The organism is Thermomonospora curvata DSM 43183, from assembly GCF_000024385.1.
Taxonomy (GTDB): domain Bacteria; phylum Actinomycetota; class Actinomycetes; order Streptosporangiales; family Streptosporangiaceae; genus Thermomonospora; species Thermomonospora curvata.
In genome coordinates, this window is record NC_013510.1 from 1,453,068 (window position 1) to 1,470,987 (window position 17,920).

A 17,920-nucleotide genomic window follows, 5' to 3' on the forward strand; every position below is an offset into this window, starting at 1 on the left:
AGCCCTACCCGGCAGAGCCGGAAAGGATCAGGGACGAAGGTCGCCCGGCTCTCAGGCGCGGGAAGGCTGGGGGGAGCCGCCTGCACCCGGCGGGTCGCCGCCGGCGGGGAAGCCCGCCTCCAGCCGCACCGCCTCCACCGCCAGGGCCAGCTCCAGGGCCTGGCGGGGGTGGGCCAGCTTGCGGCCGGTGAGGTGTTCGAGGCGGCGCAGCCGGTTCAGCACGGTGTTGCGGTGGCAGTACAGCCGCTCTGCGGCGGCGGCCGTCGAGCCCGCGCAGTCCAGCCACACCCGCAGCGTGCGCAGCAGCGTGTCCCGCTCGGCCGGCTCCAGCGCCAGCACCGGGCCCAGCACGATCTCGCGCAGGTGGGCCGCCAGGTCGGGCTGGGTGGCCACCAGCGCCTCCGGCAGATGCCGGTCCAGCCGGGTGATCCGCGGCTCGGCCCCGGCGCAGGTGCTGAGCGCGATCTCCGCCAGGCGCCGGGCCTGCGCCAGCTCGGCCAGCCCGTCCACCACCAGGCCGATGCCCACGTCCCGGGTCAAAAACGGCCGCAGCGCCCGTTCCAGGTCGTCCAGGCCCGCCGTGCCCAGGTGGGCGATGCCGTAGCGCACCCCGCCGCGGCCGCGCCAGATCAAGCGGATGCCGCGTGCCTCCTCCGGCAGCGCCGCCCCGTCGGCGGCGCGCAGCGCGGCCACGCGCACCGCCACCACCGCGTACCGCCCGCGTTCGGGCAGGTCCAGGGCGCCGGCCGCCTGCGCGGCCTCGGCGGCGCCGCCGTGCCCGTCCAGCAGCCCGTCCAGCAGCTCATACCCCTGCCCGACGTCGGTGTGGCGCAGCCGCCGCTCGGTCTCCCGGTAGGACTCGGCCACCGCGGTGGACAGCTCGTCGATCATCAGCCAGGTGCGCCGGGCCCCGATCACCAGCACCGGCAGGTCCTGGGGGTGCTTGGCGCGGGTGACCTCCACCATGGCGTCCCACAGGATCGAGCCGGCCAGCCGGTAGATCCGCAGCGCGGTGTCCAGCGGGATCCGCCGCTCGGCGTAGCGGCGGCCGAGCCGGTGCGCAAAGCCCAGGTCGGGACGGCGCCCGCCGCGGGTGGCCACCGCCTCCAGCGTGGCGCGCAGCCCCATGTAGGTGGACTTCCAGAACGCCCGGTCGTCGAGCTCGCCGCGCAGCGCCGGGTCCTGCCTGCGCCGGACTTCTTCGACCAGACGGTCGGTGAGCTCGGGAAGCCGGTCGAACAGCCCGCGCACCGCCGTCTGGATGACCACGTGTTCCCGGTGCGATACCGGGGGCCTGGCCGTCGCCGCCGTCACAGGAACCTCCGCTTTTCGTCGCGCCGGTGTGTACCGGGAGCGAACATCGTGACACGACCCGCTCAATTACAGAAGGGGCGATTTGTGCAAACGCACATGAGGATCTGGTTTCCGACACCCGGGTCACTTCCGGCCCATGGTTTTCACCGTACCGATGCCGCCGACTTGACCTGTGCGCTCTGGCGAGGTACACGGCCGTCTGATAAGCGCCGCGGAGGAGTTTGTCATTCGGCCGCGAGGGACGCCGGGGGACGGGCGCATACAAATGTCTGGCCAGTTGTCTCCGCGTGCTGGAGGAACCCAGATGCGCCATGTCAAACGAATTCCACCCCCGGGCGCATTGCGTCGGGTGCTGGGCCTGCTGACCGCGGTGGTGCTGCTGACGGCGCTGGCGCCGGCAGTCGGCGCGGCGGCGCGGGCGACGCTGCGGCCGATCGTCTTCGTGCACGGCTTCTTCGGCTCCGGCAGCCAGTTCGCCACGCAGGCCAAGCGCTTCGCCTCCAACGGCTACCCGGCCTCCTACATCGAGTTCGAAGAGTACGACTCGCTGTTCGCCGAAAACAGCCGTGAGGACGTGCTCGCCTCGCTCGACCGGCGCATCGCCCGGCTGAAGGCGGCCACCGGCGCCGACAAGGTCGAGCTGGTCGGGCACTCGCTGGGCACCGCGATCTCGCAGGAGTACCTCAACAGCTCGCCCAGCCGGGCCGCCAATGTCGCGCACTACGTCAACATCGACGGCGCGACCGCCGGCTCCCCGCCGGGCGGCGTGCCCACGTTGGCGGTGTGGGCGGAGGGCCGCGGCAGCAGCTCCATCCGCGGCGCCACCAACGTGTACCTGCCGAACGAGTCGCACGTGGAGAACGCCTCCTCCCCGGCGACCTTCGCGGCGATGTACGAGTTCTTCACCGGCCAAAAGCCGCGGACCACCGACGTCGTCCCCGAATCCGGGCAGATCCAGCTGGCCGGGCGCGCGGTGCGCTTCCCCAGCAACGCCTCTCCCGGCGACGCGGTGGTGGACGTGTTCGAGATCGACCCGGCCACCGGGCGGCGCACCACCGCCCAGCCGATCCGTTCCATGCGGGTGGCCGCCGACGGCTCCTTCGGGCCGTTCCCCGGCCGGGGCGACGCCTACTATGAGTTCCTGCTCACCCGCGCCGGCACCGACCAGCAGCACCACCTGTACTTCGAGCCGTTCCGGCGCACCGACCTGGGCATCCGCCTGCTCAGCTCCAACCCCGGCGAGGGCATCGACCGGCTCATCCAGCGCGGCCGCAACCACGTGGCCCTGCTGGCCTACCGCAACAAGGAGTGGTGGGGCGACCAGGGATCCAATAGCGACACCCTGACCGTCAACGGCGTGTCGATCGTCAACGAGGGCACCGCGCCGCGCGATGGCCGGGCGATCGGGATCTTCGCCTTCGACCGGTTCTCCGACCGCCGCTCCAACCCCGGCCGCTCCTTCGGCCTGTTCAACGTGCTGCCCTTCATGAGCGCCGTCGACCTTTACGTCCCCGCCTCGGCGACGGCGAACGGCACCGTCACGCTGTCCGTCACGCAGCGCGGCGGCGGCCGTCCCACCCGGCTGACCATCCCGAACTGGCCTTCGGCGAACCACACCATCACCGTCTGCTTCAACGACTACGTCTCCTGACCCCTCCGGTCCGGGACGCCTCCCGGACCGAATGGACGGCGGCCGGAGGACCTCCGCCCCGCCGTCACCCCGCAGGCTCCGTGGGCCCGGTCCCGTCCGCCCGGCCGGGCCCACGGGCGTGCGGGGCGCCACCGCAGGGAACGGGGCCGACATGGGGGAGTACGGACGGCGACGCTCAGCGGGACGACGGTGTGGCCGGATTCGGTCACGCTGTTGAACTTCTTTGGGTAATGCGCTAACGCGTTCGAGGGCGGAGATAATGCTCGCTTATCAGGGCGGTGGACGTCCAACGTCCGAAGGCGGCTCAAATCGCCGATTTCCGGCAGTCCAGGTGTCCTTGCCCTTAGGGTTTGTACCGACGCAGCCCTATGGACGGAAGGAAGCCTGGAAGTGACCGAGAACACTCCCGGTCAGGCGAACCCGAAGATCGACACATCGGTGCCGCACTCCGCCCGTATCTGGAACTACTGGCTGGGCGGTAAGGACAACTACGAGGTCGACCGCATCGCCGGCGAGCAGTACAAGGCGGTCTTCCCGCAGATCGTCGAGTTGGCCAGGTCCAGCCGGCACTTCCTGGCCCGTGCCATCCACTACCTGGCCGGTGAGATGGGCGTGCGGCAGTTCCTGGACATCGGCACCGGCCTGCCGACCGTGGACAACACCCACGAGGTCGCCCAGCGGATCGCGCCCGAGTGCCGGATCGTCTACGTCGACAACGACCCGCTGGTGCTGGCGCACGCCCGCGCGCTGCTCACCAGCACCCCCGAAGGCGTCACCACCTACCTGGACGCCGACATGCGCGATCCGGAAAAGATCCTCCAGGAGGCCAGGAAGACCCTGGACTTCTCCAAGCCGGTCGCCATCATGCTGATGGGGGTGCTCGGCCACCTCACCGACGAGGAGGCGCTGTCGGTCGTCCGGCACCTGGTGGCGGCGCTGCCCTCGGGCGGCTACCTGGTCTGCTGCGACGCCACCAACACCGACGAGAAGTTCCAGGAGGCCCAGCGCGGCTACGACGAGACCGGCGCCGTCCCCTACCGGCTGCGCAGCCCCGAGTTCATCAGCCAGTACTTCGAAGGGCTGGAACTGGTGGAGCCGGGACTGGTGCAGGTGCCGCTGTGGCGTCCGGAGGTCGAACCGCTGGAGCACAAGGACCAGCCGAGCCTGGCCGGAGTGGGGCGCAAGCCCTGACCGTGGGGAGGTCCCGTCGCGAAGACGTCCGGCGAGAGGACGTGGCCGGGTCTGGTCAATTTCTTGCAAGTTTCATATGGTCATGAAATCGAGTACCGATCGATCCGCCCGCCTGGGCGCGGCAGTGATGTGAGGGGACCCGCCTTGTCCTCTGCCACCAGCATCGACAGCGATTCCGGCAATACCGTCGAAACCGAAACAGGCGGCCCACTGGTCGCCCGGATGGTGCTCGGCGCCCGGCTGCGCCGGCTGCGGGAGGCCCGCGGCATCTCGCGCGAGGAGGCGGGCTGGGCGATCCGTTCCTCCGCCTCCAAGATCAGCCGGCTGGAGCTCGGCCGTACCGGCTGCAAGCTGCGGGACGTGGCCGACCTGCTGGAGCTGTACGGGCTGCCGGAGGAGGAACGCCCCACCCTGCTCGCCCTGGCCGAACAGGCCAACACCCCCGGATGGTGGCAGGAGTACCACGACATCGTGCCCTCCTGGCTGCGGACGTACCTGGGCGCCGAGCAGGAGGCGTCCGAGATCCGGTGCTTTGAGGTGCAGTTCGTCCCCGGCCTGCTGCAGACCGAGGACTACGCCCGCGAGGTCATCGCCCTGGACTGCGGCGCCGACCCGGCCGAGCAGGCCCGCCGCCTGGAGCTGCGGATGGCGCGCCAGCGGATCCTGACCCGGCCGCACCGGCCGGTCAACCTGTGGGCGGTGCTGGACGAGGCGGTGCTGCGGCGGCCCATCGGCGGCACGGAGACGATGCGCGGCCAGCTGGAGCACCTGCTGAAGGCCCACCGGATGCCCAACGTCACCATCCAGATCGTGCCGTTCGCGGCGGGCGGGCATGCGGCGGGCCTCAGCTCGGTCACCCTGGTGCGGCTGCCCCACCCGGACCTGCAGGACGTGGTCTACCTCGAGCAGCTCGACAGCGCGGTCTACCCGGACCGGCAGGCCGAGATCGACCACTACTGGCAGGCCTTCCACACCCTGGTGACCGAGGCGGAGCCGCCCGCCCGCACCGAGGCGATCCTCACCGAGGCGCTGGAGTGGTACCGCGGCTGAGCCGGGGCGCCGGCCGCGCCCGCGGCGACGCACCGGCCCGGCCGGTCCGCGCCGTCCCGGTAAGGGACGCGGACCGGCCCCGGGGCGCCGGGGGAGGTGACCTCCTTAGCGCCGGTCCGACGGCGGCACGGAATGTTCCCGCGGCCGTGACTTGCGCTCATCAGAGCCGAAGGACGGAGCTTCGCTGATGCGGGGCCGCGGGGCACGGCCGCCTGCCGGTGCCGTTCCGCGGGCGGGGCGGAGAGCGGGCGAACGGGCTGCGAACCCGCGGTGCGGCGGTGTGTGCGAGGACAATTTCCGCGGCTTCCTTGTGTGTTGCCCTCACGGCAATTCCTGAGCGCGGTGAAAACCGCATGCAGCCGTCTGGAAACGCTGCCTCCACCATTCCCGAAGCCGCCGGCTGAACCTTTTCTGGGTACTGTTTCCGCAGGTGGGAGCGCCGCAGTGCGGTCAGGCGCGCCGGTGGCATCAAGGCGCCGCCCGCCCCCGGGGCTCAGACCGCATGTTGAAAACACCATTACCGGCCCCATCGGTGCCGGTGCTCCAGGCGGTGCATTGGTGCTCTGCACAATCTTGAAAAGGCCGGTAATTTCACCGATTTCTGACCTGTGAGGACGTGCACACACTCGGTGGCGTCGGCGAGGTCGGAGTCTGAGCGGGACGAATCGATTCCCCTCGCCGGCGGAAACAGCCCGCAACCCCCCGCAGTGCGGGACCACCGGTGAAAGGACGCTCATGTCCCTGAGGAAGTCGTTCGGACTGCTGTCGGCGACCGCCGCCCTGGTGGCCGGCCTGGTCGCCGCGCCCCCCGCGCAGGCCGCGGCGAACCCCTACCAGCGCGGCCCGGATCCCACCGAATCCCTTCTGAGGGCCGCGCGCGGTCCGTTCGCCGTCTCCGAGCAGTCGGTCTCCAGGCTGAGCGTGTCCGGCTTCGGCGGCGGCCGGATCTACTACCCGACCACCACCAGCCAGGGCACCTTCGGCGCCATCGCCATCTCGCCCGGCTTCACCGCCTCCTGGTCCAGCCTGGCCTGGCTCGGCCCGCGCCTGGCCTCGCACGGCTTCGTGGTCATCGGCATCGAGACCAACACCCGCCTGGACCAGCCCGACAGCCGGGGCCGTCAGCTGCTGGCCGCCCTGGACTACCTGACCCAGCGCAGCTCGGTGCGCAACCGGGTGGACGCCTCGCGCCTGGCGGTGGCCGGCCACTCGATGGGCGGCGGCGGCACGCTGGAGGCCGCCAAGAGCCGCACCTCGCTGAAGGCCGCCATCCCCATCGCGCCCTGGAACCTGGACAAGACCTGGCCGGAAGTGCGCACCCCGACCCTGATCATCGGCGGTGAGCTCGACTCCATCGCCCCGGTCGCCACGCACTCCATCCCGTTCTACAACAGCCTGACCAACGCCCGGGAGAAGGCGTACCTGGAGCTGAACAACGCCAGCCACTTCTTCCCGCAGTTCTCCAACGACACCATGGCCAAGTTCATGATCAGTTGGATGAAGCGGTTCATCGACGACGACACCCGCTACGACCAGTTCCTGTGCCCGCCGCCGCGGGCGATCGGGGACATCTCCGACTACCGGGACACCTGCCCGCACACGTGAGCCGCCCCGTCCCGGGCCGCCCACCCGGTCCGGGACGGAACGCGGGGCGTCTAGCGCTCACTCGGAGGCGGGCCACGCCGTGGGTGTGGCCCGCCTCACACATGTGACGCTGCACACCGTCCAAAGGCCGCCCCGCCCGGCACCGGGCGGCCCGCCGGGGCGTCCCCTGACCCGATGAACCGGGACGACACGCCCACAACCGCCGTCTCATCCGGCATCACCCGCAGGACCTGCCGGGACGCACAGACAGGCGGCCCGCCGGGCCGACGCACCGGCTTTCACGGGACGGGAACAATCCCGCAGTGGTGTAAGTTCTACTTCTTGTCGCCGGTGTGCCTGGTGTCCCCGGGCCTCACCTATTGCCTTCACGGAATACCGCGGCGGTTCGCCCGTCTGGCTGGAGCCGTGTTGTGCCTTTCGCCGAGAGGCGACCCGCACACCGGCGTCACCGTCGAGGACCCGTCCAGGACACGCTCCCGGGCGGGTCTTTGGCTTCTTGTGCGCTGAGACGAGCCCGCCGGACCCCTGCGACCAGGCCGCACCCGCCGAGACGCCCCCGTACGGGGGCATCCTTGGGCCGGGCTTGCCCTGCCTTGACCGGGCCGGGGAAGGAGCCCGGCATGGACCAGTGGTTCACGCGGGAGATCATCGACACCGGACGGCTTCGCCTGCTGTGTTTTTTCGTGGCGTTCATCTGCGGTTTCCTGTTCATCCGCTGCAGCGTCCGGATGATCCGCCGCCAGGTGCGCTGGTGGCCCGGCAACATCACCCCCGGCGGCCACCACATCCACCATGTGGTCTTCGGACTGGTGCTCATGTGCGTCGGCGGCGTCGGCGGCCTGACCGTCATCGACACCGACTCGGTATGGGCGGCGATCGCAGCGTCACTGTTCGGCGTGGGTATGGCGCTGGTCCTGGACGAATTCGCGCTCGTGCTGCTGCTGAAGGACGTCTACTGGAGCGAACAGGGCCGCCTGTCGGTCGAGGTCGTCTTCATCGCCATCGCCCTGTGCGGCCTGGTCCTGCTGGGCCTGCACCCGCTGGGCGTGGACGACGCCGTCGACGGCGACGGAAACCCCTACGCCCTCTGGCAGGTCGTCCTGCTGGTCCTGTTCAACCTGACCCTGGCGGTCATCACCCTCCTCAAGGGCAAGATCTGGACCGGCCTGCTCGGCCTGTTCATCACCGCCTTGGCCCTGGTCGGCGCCATCCGCCTGGCCCGCCCCGGCTCCCCGTGGGCCCGCTACCGCTACCCGCCCGGCTCCCGCAAGGACCGCCGCTCCCGCATCCGCGAACGCCGCCTGCACCGCCCCGCCCAGGAGGTCTTCGACAGCATCGCCAACATCGTCGCCGGCCGCCCCTCCCTCCCCACCGGCCGCCACACCTCCGCACGTCACCGCAGCACCCACCGCCACAAGAAAAGCCCGCAAGCCTGACGGCACCCACCCCGTCCGCGAGGTTTCGCGGCGGCATGGCGGGGACAACTGTGGCGGTCGCCGACGAGGAGAAGACATGAAGCCTACGGTCGCCTTCGCCGCCCTGGCCGCGGGTCTTGCGGTGGGCGTCGCCCGGCGGATGAAGGCCCGCGCCACCGGGCGGGCGCCCTGCGGAGACGACGCGGGACGGTGGCTGACGGTCACCGTCAACCGTCCGCCCGAGCTGCTGTCGAAGCACCTTCCCGAGCCGCTGGCCAGGTTGCGCAACAGCATCGAGCTGCGGATCCAGACGGCGCCCGGCGGCCGGGGCGCGGAGGTGGCCGCCCGTCCCCGCAACGGGCTCTCCGCGGCCGGAGGGCCGCAGGAGGCACGGCAGGCGGTGCGCACGGCGCTGCGGGAGGCCAAGGCCCTGGCCGAGACGGGGGAGGTACTGCTCCCGGACGAGCCGGCCGCCGCCCGTCCGGTTCGACCGGAGACGGTGACCGCGCATGCCGCGGGGGAGGGGCGGTGGTGAAGGCGCTGTGCTGGGAGGGCGCCGGCCGGCTGGCGGTCCGGGACGTCCCCGAGCCGCGGATCCGCAACGACCAGGACATGATCGTCAAGGTCACCGCCACCACCGCCTGCGGCTCGGACCTGCACCTGATCGACGGCCACGTCCCGGCCATGCGCCGTGGCGAGGTCCTCGGCCACGAGTTCGTCGGCGAGGTCGTCGAGACCGGCCCGGCGGTGCGCCGCCACAAGGTGGGCGACCGGGTGGTGGTGTGCTCGGTCATCGGCTGCGGACGCTGCTGGTACTGCGCCGACGACCAGTGGTCGCTGTGCGACAACGGCAACCCCGACCCCGATCTCGGCCGGGCGATCTGGGGGTATGAGCCCGGCGCCGCCTACGGCCACTCCCGCGCCATGGGCGGCTTCCGCGGCGCCCACGCCGAGTACGTCCGGGTGCCGTTCGCCGACTACGGCGCCTTTCCCGTCCCGGACGAGGTGGACGACATCAGCGCCCTGTTCGTCTCCGACTCGGCGCCCACCGGGTGGATGGGCGCCCACCTGGGCGGCGTCAAACCCGGCGATGTGGTGGCGGTGTGGGGCTGCGGCGCGGTCGGCCAGATGGCGGCGTGCGCGGCGGCGCTGCTGGGCGCCGACCGGGTGATCGCCATCGACCGCCACCCCGAGCGGCTGGCCATGGCCGCCGAGCACGCCGGCGCGGAGACCATCGACTACACCGCCACCGACGTGTGCGCCGAGCTGCGCGAGCGCACCGGCGGGCGAGGGCCGGACGTGTGCATCGAAGCGGCCGGCATGCAGGCCCAAGCCTCCGGCCTGGAACGCTTCTACGACGGGATCGAACGCCGCCTGCGGCGGCGAAGCGACCGCTCTTCGGCGGTCCGTGAGGCCGTCTACGCCTGCCGCAAGGGCGGATCGGTTTTCGTGCTGGGCTTCTTCACCGGCACGACGGACAAGTTCCCCCTGGGCGCCCTGATGAACAAGGGCCTGACCTTGCGCGCCGCCCGAACGCACGGCCAGCGCTACATCCCGATGCTCTTGCAACGCATCGCCAGGGGTGAACTCGACACCCGCCACCTGGCCACCCACCGGATGCCTTTGAAACGCGCACCGCGCGGCTACGAGCTGTTCAAACACCGCAAGGACGGCTGCGTCCGCGTCGTCTTCCACCCGGCCGCCTGACCGGACCGTCCCGAAGAAAACACTCTGCCGGGGGATGCCCCATCACCAGGGCGTTGACGCCCTCAATGAACTTTTTCAAGGAGCCCCGGAACCGGGAAAGGTGCCATGACCTCGGATGCCGCCGGGTCCCGCCTTCGGCGTCCGGGGCCACCGGAGCGTCATCCACCAGACAGGCGGAGCGGCCCGGCAGGAGGAGACACGGTCCGCGGTGTCCCTTCGGTGGCCGGACTGATCGGGACCGGGCGCGCAGGGCGGCTCCGGTTGTACTGCTCGGCGGCCGGATCGTCCCCGCCGATGCCCGGCTCTTCGTCTGTGTGCGCCCGCGGCACTTCGGGATCGCTGACACGCGCTTTCAGCCCGGCCTCGATCACCGGTCATCCTTTTCGAGGCCGCCGCATGTCACCGAATCACCATCGGGAAGCCGTATGCGGCACGCTGTCGGCCGCCGCGGTCACCTCGTACACCGCAGAGCAGAGCTTTGGGTGGCCGGGTGATTCGCTGATTTTGTGTGCAACAGGGTGTGCTGAGCGATCAGAGGAAACAAGGCAGGAATATTCTTTCGAGAACGGTAAGCCCGGCACCGCAGCAGGATTTTTCGGTACGCCCTTTCCTGGGATCGTGGCGGTATATGGCTGCTGGAAGCGGCGTGGTGAGCTGGGAGGATGCCGGGCTGGACACCCCTGTGCTCTCTTCCCGGAGCCTGGCGCCGTACGCTGGAAAATGCTCATGAAACAAGCCCATGCCCGTCCTGTGGCCATGGTTTTCAGGACCTGCCGCGGACGTGTTCCCCGCGCCGGCCGCGGACGCCCCGATGCCCATCGCGGTGATTGCTAGCCTTTGGCGGAGGGAAGCCGGCATCGCGCCGGGGCGAGGGCGGGCAGGAGATCTCACTTTGCGTGACATATCGATCATCATCCGCTACCGCAAGGCTGTCTCCTACGGCCATCACGTTCTTCTCGGCGCCCTGGAGACGCTGTCGGCGGACGTCTCCTACGAGGTCCGCTTCGCCACGAGCGCCGCCGCGGTGGTGGAGGAGATCAAAAAGGCGCTGCCCACCGCTCACCGGGTGCTGGTGCTGTGGTCCTTCTACTCGCCGGACGCCCTGGAGATGGCGGCGGAGCTGCAGCGGATCCGGGCCGAGATCGACGATCCGGCCGTCACCCACATAGCCGGCGGGGTGCACGCCACCGCCGAGCCGGTGCAGGTCCTGGACGCCGGCTGGGACATCGCCGCCGTCGGGGAGGGGGAGACCACCTTCCTGCGGCTGGTGGCCGCCGGCGGCGAGCCGGCCGGGATACCCGGTCTCGTCTACCGCGACGAGGCGGGCGGCCTGGTCCGCACCGGCCGGGCCGAACGCCGGGAACTGGACGCATACCCGGCGTTCTCAGTCCGCTGGCGGCGTTTCAACCCCATCGAGATCACGCGGGGCTGCGTGTATGCCTGCCGCTTCTGCCAGACGCCGTTCATGTTCTCGGCGAAGTTCCGGCATCGCAGCGTCGAGAACGTCAAAAGGCATGTCGAGCAGATGGTCGCCCACGGCCGCCGCGATGTCCGTTTCATCACCCCGACCTCCCTCTCCTATGGAAGCGGGGACGAGAACGTCAACCTGGAGGCCGTGGAAGAGCTGCTGGCCGCCTGCAAGTCGGTCGTGGGCAAGCAGGGCCGGGTGTTCTTCGGGAGCTTCCCCAGCGAGGTGCGTCCCGAGCACGTCAGCGTCCGGGCGCTGCGGCTGATCAAGCGGTACTGCGCCAACGACAACCTGATCATCGGCGCCCAGTCCGGTTCGGCCAGGGTGCTGGAGGCCGCCAAGAGAGGACACGGCGTCCAGGAGGTGCGCGATGCCGTGCGGATCGGCGTGCAAGAGGGCTTCCGCATCAACGTGGACATGATCTTCGGCATGCCCGGGGAGACGCCCGCCGACGCGGCGGCGTCCCTCGCCCTGGCCAGGGAACTGGCCGACCTGGGGGCGCGGATCCACGCGCACACGTTCATGCCGCTGCCGGGCACACCCTGGCGGGAGGCCACACCGGGGCGCGTCGACCCGGAGACCCTGCGCGCCATCGGCGAACTGACCGGCCGCGGGGCCCTGTACGGGCACTGGGAACGCCAGCAGCGGCTCGCCGGTCAACTGGCCGACGCGGCACGCGCCTACCCCCGTCCGGGAAAGAGCCGAACACTGCTGCCTTTGGCCTCCGACCCGGAGCCGGGCCCTTCACACGGATCCGGCGGCACCGCTCCCAAGCGGTGAGCCTTTTCCAGCACGCCCCCTGGTGCGGGACGTGCGGATCGCGGCCCGGGTGACCGAAGGGGCAGGGCGCGAGAAGGCGAACTCGATCCTGGCCGACGTGCACGCGCCCGTGCCGCACGAGGCGCTGCAGGCGGCCGAACCGGAACTGGTGCGGTGGCGGCCGACCGCAGCGTGAGCGCCGTGCACGAGGCCGGCCTGCCGAAGCCGGCGGCGGCCCGATGACCGCGCCCGGTAGATCGCCGAGATGCTCGCCTCGTCTATCTGACGGGTGCACTCTACGCAGCACTGCCGCTATTTCATACTCACCGTCACTATTCAGCTACAGAAAATGGGATAGTAGCGGTGAACGCAGCGCGCGTCGGGGCGCGGCCCGGTCGAAGGTCGTGGTTGGCATGAACGTACCCTTGCTCAGGCCTCTGGCCGATATCGCCGAGCCCATCGCCGTCGACGTGCCCGGCTCGGCGGCGCCGGGCGACCTGCGGCGCCGGACCGGTGAACAGCGGCCGATCCGGCATGGGCATTACAGCCGCCGCCGGTGGGGTGTGCCCCTGCCGCCCCGCCCGTGGCCCGGGCCGGTCGAAGGCCGCGCTCCGGCTGATCCGCCGGCCAAGGCGCGTGAAGCCGACTCCCGCCGCGAGGTGGGCCACCGTCCCAACGGCGCCTGGAGGCCGCGGTGACCGGTACCGGCGACTCCCGGATGGGCTATCGGGTCGATGTCGCTCCGCAAGGCCGGGGGTGTGAGAGCTGGCAGCACGACGGGCGGTACATCGCCGCCGTGGTGGTGACCGAGGACGGCTCGCATCTGTGCTTGCTGCACTGGAACCTGGTCGCCGCCAAGTTGCAGCGTGACGGCTACCGGATCGACTACACCCCGGCCGCGCGGCTGGCCCTGAGAATGGGCAGGCGAGAGTAGACCGGGACAGCGGCCCGTATTCGCCGACTCCCGGGGCCGCCGCCGGGGAGGAATCGCCTCCTTGGAACGGATGGAGGACCCGGCGCGTTCGCCCGGACCGCTAGGACGCGTCCGCAGGGAGGCCGGGAACGGCACGCCGAACCTTTTCAACACGCCGTCTCCGCAGGCCGGGACGGGGACGATGCTGCGACATCGCGGCGGAGACCACCGGGGCTCTCGTCCCCGGTGCTTTGGACCGCGTGGTGAAAAAGGTTCGCTCTCGAGCGCCGAAGGCGCCGACCTGAAAGTCGCTTCAAGGGCACTGCGACGTATCCGCCCGGCGGCCACCGGCGATCCCTTCTGGAAGAACCGCGGGACGGCCGACGCGATGCCGCTCTGACGCCGGCCCGGCCGTTGAAACAGAAACAGGACATGCGGCCGTGCGGCCTGCTCTCGCTGCACGGGTGTCTTTCGAGGCAGCCCCGCCGAGCCCGCGATGCGCCCCCTGACCTGCGGCGCGCCCGGCAGGATTCGAACCTGCGACCGTCGGATTAGAAGTCCGGTGCTCTATCCAGCTGAGCTACGGGCGCTCGCACACTCCCGCCCGGCCGGTGGGCGTCGGCGATGAATGGTCGCGAACCCTTGGCTGAGCGCGGATCCGGCGCTGATGGCCGGGTGCGTCCCACAGTTTAGGGGGACCGGAGGGCGTGAAGCCATGGAGATCCGGCGCTGGGTGGATCCGGGCGGGCCCTATCTTTGTTGACCGTGGCTGTGGAACAAGGCCGTGACGCGCTGGACGCCCCGCGTGACTGACCGGGCGGTGGAACGGGCGCTGGGACTGCTGGCCGGGATGGCGCTGGACGCGGCGCTGGGCGACCCGCGGCGGGCCCACCCGGTGGCGATGTTCGGGCGAGCGGCGGCGGCGCTGGAGCGGCGCATCTACGCCGACTCCAAAAGACGTGGCACCGTCTACGCCGGAACCCTGGTCGCCGGGGCCGCGGCGGTCGGCGCGCTGGCGCAGCGGCTGGCGCCGGGCCGCACCGCCCGCGTGGCGCTGACCGCCGTGGCGACCTGGACGGTGCTCGGCGGGACATCGCTGGGCCGGGAGGGCCGGGCCATGGCCGCGGCGCTGCGGGCCGGGGATCTGGCGGCCGCCCGTGCCCGGCTGCCCCACCTGTGCGGCCGCGACCCCCGGCACCTGGACGTCCGGGAGCTGGCGCGGGCCACGGTCGAGTCCGTCGCCGAGAACACCGGCGACGCCGTGGTCGCCCCGCTGGTGTGGGGCGCGGTGGCGGGCGTTCCGGGGCTGCTGGCCTACCGGGCGGTCAACACGCTGGACGCGATGGTGGGCCACCGCAACGAACGCTACGGCCGCTTCGGATGGGCGTCCGCCCGGCTGGACGATGCGGCCAACTGGGTGCCCGCCCGGCTGACCGCCTTGCTCACCGCGGCCTGCGCCCCCGTGGCGGGCGGGAGCGGCCGGCGCAGCCGGGCGGTGCTGCGGCGGGACGGCGCCGCCCACCCCAGCCCCAACGCCGGCCGCTGCGAGGCGGCGTTCGCCGGGGCGCTGGGCGTGCGGCTCGGCGGCGCCAACGTCTACGGCGGCCGGGTCGAGCGGCGCCCCCACCTGGGGGACGGCCCGCCACCGGAGATCGCCGACATTCCCCGCGCCGTCCGCCTGTCGGCCGCCGTCGGCTGGGCCGCCGCCGTCTGCTGCGCGGCGGGCGCGGCGGCCTGGGCGGGCCTGCGGCAGGCGGTACGAGGACGGAGCGCCGTCCGGTGAGCGGGGCGCTGCTGGTCGCCGGGACGACCTCCGATGCCGGCAAGAGCGTGCTGACCGCCGGGCTGTGCCGGTGGCTGGTGCGGCAGGGCGTGAAGGTCGCCCCCTTCAAGGCCCAGAACATGTCGCTGAACTCGATGGTCACCGCCGACGGCGCCGAGATCGGCCGGGCCCAGGCGATGCAGGCGCAGGCGGCGCGGATCGAGCCGACCGCGCACATGAACCCCATCCTGCTCAAGCCCGGCGGCGACCGCCGCAGCCAGGTGGTGCTGCTGGGCCGCCCGGTGGCGGAGGTGGACGCCCTGGGGTACGGCGCCCACCGGGACCGGCTGCGGCGGGCGGCGCTGGAGAGCCTGGCGCACCTGCGCGCCGAGTACGACGTGGTGATCTGCGAGGGGGCCGGCAGCCCGGCGGAGATCAACCTGCGGGCCGGGGACATCGCCAACATGGGGCTGGCGCGGGCCGCCGGGCTGCCGGTGCTGGTGGTGGGCGACATCGACCGCGGCGGGGTGTTCGCCGCCCTCTACGGCACGGTGGGCCTGCTGGAACCGGCCGACCAGGCCCTCATCGCCGGGTTCGTCATCAACAAGTTCCGCGGCGCACCGGAGCTGCTGGAGCCGGGGCTGCGCATGCTGCGCGACCTGACCGGCCGCCCCGTCTACGGTGTGCTGCCCTGGCTGGACGGCCTGCGCCTGGACGTCGAAGACAGCCTGGGCCTGGACGGCCCGCCCGCCGCGGCCGGGCCGCCGCACGGGGCCGAGACGCTGCGCGTGGCGGTCGTCCGGCTGCCGCGGATCTCCAACTTCACCGACGTGGACGCGCTGGCCTGCGAACCCGGCGTGACGGTGCGGTACGCCACCGCCCCCGGCGAGCTGGCCGACGCCGACCTGGTGGTGCTGCCCGGCTCCCGCGCCACCGTCGCCGACCTGGCCTGGCTGCGTGAACGCGGCCTGGCCGACCAGATCGCCGCTCGCGCCCGGCGGGGACGCCCCGTGCTGGGCATCTGCGGCGGCTACCAGATGCTGGCGGAGGAGATCGTCGACGAGGTGGAGTCCGGCGCCGGAAGCGTCCCCGGGCTGGGGCTGCTGCCGGTCCGCGTGGAGTTCGCCCGGCACAAGACGCTCCGCCGGCCCGTCGGCACCGCCTACGGCCACCCCGTGCGGGCCTATGAGATCCATCACGGCGCCGCCACCGTGACCGGGCCGGCCGAGCCGTTCCTGGACGGCTGCCGGGTCGGCGCGGTGTGGGGCACCACCTGGCACGGCGCGCTGGAAAGCGACGGCTTCCGCCGGGAGTTCCTGCGGCGCGTCGCCGAGGCGGCCGGGCGGGACTTCACCCCCGCTCCCGGCGTATCCTTCGGCGCGCTGCGCGAGGCCCGTCTGGACGCGCTCGGCGACCTGGTGGAACGGCACCTGGACACCGCCGCGCTGTGGCGGCTGATCGAACGGGGCGCCCCGCCGGACCTGCCGGTGGTGCCCCCCGGTGGTGCGGGCCCGCTCCCGTGACCGGTTGCGCGCCGGACCGGCCCGATGCCGGTAGGGTGAGCCACTCTGAGCAAAGCCGCAGGAGGAACGTGCATGATGCAGTCCCGGCACAGCGCCGTCGCCCCGCCGCAGCCCGGACCGCTCGCCCGGGTCGTCCCGGTGATGCGGGCGCGGGTGCCCGTGGCGATGCAGCTGGAGTTCCCGCTGCCCGACAGCGAGCTTCCGGTGGTGGAGCCGTTCGTGGGGAACCTGCTGGTCGGTTACGCGATCGACCCTCCCGCGGAGGCGGCCGGCGGCGCCGGGTCCCGCCTGCTGCGGCAGCTGGCGACGCGGCACTGCGCCGAACTGGGGGTGGCACCGGCGGAGCTGCGTGAGCTGGCCGTGGCCAATCTGCGCGTGCTCCGCCCGGACGTGCGGTTCAACTGGTACCCGGACGTGCGGGCGGTCTCGGTGACGGCCGGCGGCGACCTGGAGGCCGGCCTGATCCTCGATGAGGGGTTCGTCGACAAGCTCGCCCAGGACGTCGAGGGCGACCTGGTGGTGGCGCTGCCCGCCCGGGACGTGTTCGTGGCCACCGGCACCGGCCATGTCGACGGCATCGACAAGCTGCGCTGGGTGGTCGACCAGATCTGGACCGATGAGCGGCACCTGACGCCGCAGGAGGCCGCCGGCGCCCCGCCCCGCGGCCTGGCCGCCCCCCAGCGTCCCCACCTGCTGCTGACCAGGGACCTGCTGGTGCGGCGCGGCGGATCCTGGCAGATCCTCGCCTAAGACGCCGGTCCTTTTTCAACGGCCCGGCGGGGCACCCGGAAGCAAGGGGCGCGGCGCCCGGCCCACCGTTCGTACGTGCACGCCTGCGGCCACAGCGCCGGGCGCCCACCGGACCGCAACGGTGAAGGGCCGGCGATCCCGCCGGCCCTTCACCAGATCACGCCTGTCAGTCCTTGGCCTTGGCGTACTCGTCCATGCCGCTGGAGAAGTCGTAGGCGATGCAGGGCTCGTCCCCGACGACCCATGCGTCGTGACCGGGCGTGGCCACGAACATGTCGCCGGGACCGACCTCGGCCTCACTGCCGTCCTCCATGCGGATGCGCAGCCGGCCCTGAGCGATGTAGCCGTTGTGGTGGAACTGGCACAGCTCGGTGCCGGCGATGGACCGCAGCGACTCCGACCAGCGCCACCCGGGCTCGAACGTGGCCCGTCCCACGGTCAGCCCGGTCATGGTGAACACCTCCAGGTGACCATTGGGAAAGTCGCGCCGCTCATCCGGCTTGTCGATGTGCTTGACCTCGATCATGACGGTCCCCCCTCCGTCACTTTCACGCTTGCACCCTCGCCGACCTGCGTCAAGGACGGCCGAGGCGGATCACTCCGCAGAAAGCGGCCTAGACTGCGGGCGACGGCAGGGCAGGAACCCGGTGGGAATCCGGGGCTGTCGCGCAACTGTGACCGGGGAGGGCTCCCCCGCATGCGGCCACGGCGGTGACGCTGGAAGGCCGGGGGAGACCCGGGGATCCGGGAGCCAGGAGACTGCCGCCGTCGCCTGCCTGATCCATCCGATGCGGGGCGCGAAACCCCCTAAG

The 17,920-nt window shown here is 71.8% G+C and carries 16 protein-coding genes, 1 tRNA gene and 1 riboswitch; of the genes, 14 read left to right on the top strand and 3 right to left on the bottom strand.

Going from position 1 to position 17,920, the window contains the following annotated elements; translation table 11 throughout:
- Positions 1-51: 51 nt before the first annotated feature.
- Positions 52-1,314 carry a PucR family transcriptional regulator gene (locus tag TCUR_RS06280; RefSeq protein ID WP_012851641.1) on the bottom strand — a complete coding sequence of 421 codons (1,263 nt, stop codon included), beginning with the start codon at positions 1,312-1,314 and terminating at the stop codon, positions 52-54.
- 304 nt (positions 1,315-1,618) lie between these two features.
- Here TCUR_RS06280 and TCUR_RS06285 point away from each other — a divergent pair, with 304 nt between their 5' ends.
- From TCUR_RS06285 to TCUR_RS06330, 11 genes are all read left to right on the top strand, one after another.
- Positions 1,619-2,965 (top strand): alpha/beta fold hydrolase, encoded by a 1,347-nt coding sequence (locus TCUR_RS06285; RefSeq protein ID WP_012851642.1) that lies wholly within the window; start codon positions 1,619-1,621, stop codon positions 2,963-2,965.
- A gap of 390 nt (positions 2,966-3,355) precedes the next feature.
- Positions 3,356-4,156 (top strand): SAM-dependent methyltransferase, encoded by an 801-nt coding sequence (locus TCUR_RS06290; RefSeq protein WP_012851643.1) that lies wholly within the window; start codon positions 3,356-3,358, stop codon positions 4,154-4,156.
- Between the two features lie 144 nt (positions 4,157-4,300).
- Positions 4,301-5,206 (top strand): helix-turn-helix domain-containing protein, encoded by a 906-nt coding sequence (locus TCUR_RS06295; protein ID WP_012851644.1) that lies wholly within the window; start codon positions 4,301-4,303, stop codon positions 5,204-5,206.
- 735 nt (positions 5,207-5,941) lie between these two features.
- Positions 5,942-6,811 carry an alpha/beta hydrolase family protein gene (locus tag TCUR_RS06300; protein ID WP_012851645.1) on the top strand — a complete coding sequence of 290 codons (870 nt, stop codon included), beginning with the start codon at positions 5,942-5,944 and terminating at the stop codon, positions 6,809-6,811.
- Between the two features lie 620 nt (positions 6,812-7,431).
- Positions 7,432-8,247, top strand: coding sequence for a membrane protein (locus TCUR_RS06305; protein ID WP_012851646.1), 816 nt, complete (start codon positions 7,432-7,434; stop codon positions 8,245-8,247).
- A 76-nt stretch (positions 8,248-8,323) separates the two neighbouring features.
- A complete protein-coding gene (locus TCUR_RS06310; RefSeq protein WP_012851647.1) occupies positions 8,324-8,761 on the top strand; it encodes a hypothetical protein in 438 nt (145 codons plus the stop codon).
- Entirely contained in the window at positions 8,755-9,933 is a 1,179-nt protein-coding gene (locus tag TCUR_RS06315; RefSeq protein WP_012851648.1) for a zinc-dependent alcohol dehydrogenase, read from the top strand. Before TCUR_RS06310 ends, TCUR_RS06315 begins: the two co-directional genes overlap by 7 nt.
- An 892-nt stretch (positions 9,934-10,825) precedes the next feature.
- Positions 10,826-12,181 (top strand): TIGR04013 family B12-binding domain/radical SAM domain-containing protein, encoded by a 1,356-nt coding sequence (locus TCUR_RS06320; protein WP_012851650.1) that lies wholly within the window; start codon positions 10,826-10,828, stop codon positions 12,179-12,181.
- Positions 12,182-12,212: 31 nt separating this feature from the next.
- Positions 12,213-12,356, top strand: a complete 144-nt coding sequence (locus TCUR_RS26930; RefSeq protein WP_169313002.1) for a hypothetical protein — start codon at positions 12,213-12,215, stop codon at positions 12,354-12,356.
- Between the two features lie 229 nt (positions 12,357-12,585).
- Complete coding sequence (locus TCUR_RS06325; protein ID WP_041439356.1) at positions 12,586-12,858, top strand: hypothetical protein; 273 nt, start codon at positions 12,586-12,588, stop codon at positions 12,856-12,858.
- On the top strand, positions 12,855-13,094 hold the full coding sequence (locus tag TCUR_RS06330; protein WP_012851653.1) for a hypothetical protein: 240 nt from the start codon (positions 12,855-12,857) through the stop codon (positions 13,092-13,094). The genes TCUR_RS06325 and TCUR_RS06330 overlap by 4 nt, the downstream gene beginning before the upstream one ends.
- Positions 13,095-13,589: 495 nt before the next feature.
- On the opposite strand, the gene TCUR_RS06335 is transcribed toward TCUR_RS06330, so the two are convergent.
- Positions 13,590-13,663 (bottom strand) — tRNA-Arg (locus tag TCUR_RS06335).
- A gap of 215 nt (positions 13,664-13,878) precedes the next feature.
- Here TCUR_RS06335 and TCUR_RS27455 point away from each other — a divergent pair.
- The 3 genes from TCUR_RS27455 to TCUR_RS06350 all read left to right on the top strand — a co-directional run bounded on the left by TCUR_RS27455 (position 13,879) and on the right by TCUR_RS06350 (position 17,108).
- A complete protein-coding gene (locus TCUR_RS27455) occupies positions 13,879-14,856 on the top strand; it encodes a cobalamin biosynthesis protein (RefSeq protein WP_012851654.1) in 978 nt (325 codons plus the stop codon).
- The gene (locus TCUR_RS06345) at positions 14,853-16,358 is read left to right on the top strand and encodes a cobyric acid synthase (RefSeq protein WP_012851655.1); all 1,506 of its coding nucleotides are present in this window, start codon (positions 14,853-14,855) and stop codon (positions 16,356-16,358) included. Before TCUR_RS27455 ends, TCUR_RS06345 begins: the two co-directional genes overlap by 4 nt.
- A 72-nt stretch (positions 16,359-16,430) precedes the next feature.
- The gene (locus TCUR_RS06350; protein WP_012851656.1) at positions 16,431-17,108 is read left to right on the top strand and encodes a DUF1444 family protein; all 678 of its coding nucleotides are present in this window, start codon (positions 16,431-16,433) and stop codon (positions 17,106-17,108) included.
- A gap of 166 nt (positions 17,109-17,274) precedes the next feature.
- Here the strand turns inward: TCUR_RS06350 and TCUR_RS06355 are convergent, their stop codons facing one another.
- Positions 17,275-17,634, bottom strand: coding sequence for a cupin domain-containing protein (locus tag TCUR_RS06355; protein WP_012851657.1), 360 nt, complete (start codon positions 17,632-17,634; stop codon positions 17,275-17,277).
- 86 nt (positions 17,635-17,720) lie between these two features.
- A riboswitch (cobalamin riboswitch) is annotated at positions 17,721-17,892 on the top strand.
- The last annotated feature ends 28 nt before the right edge of the window (positions 17,893-17,920 follow it).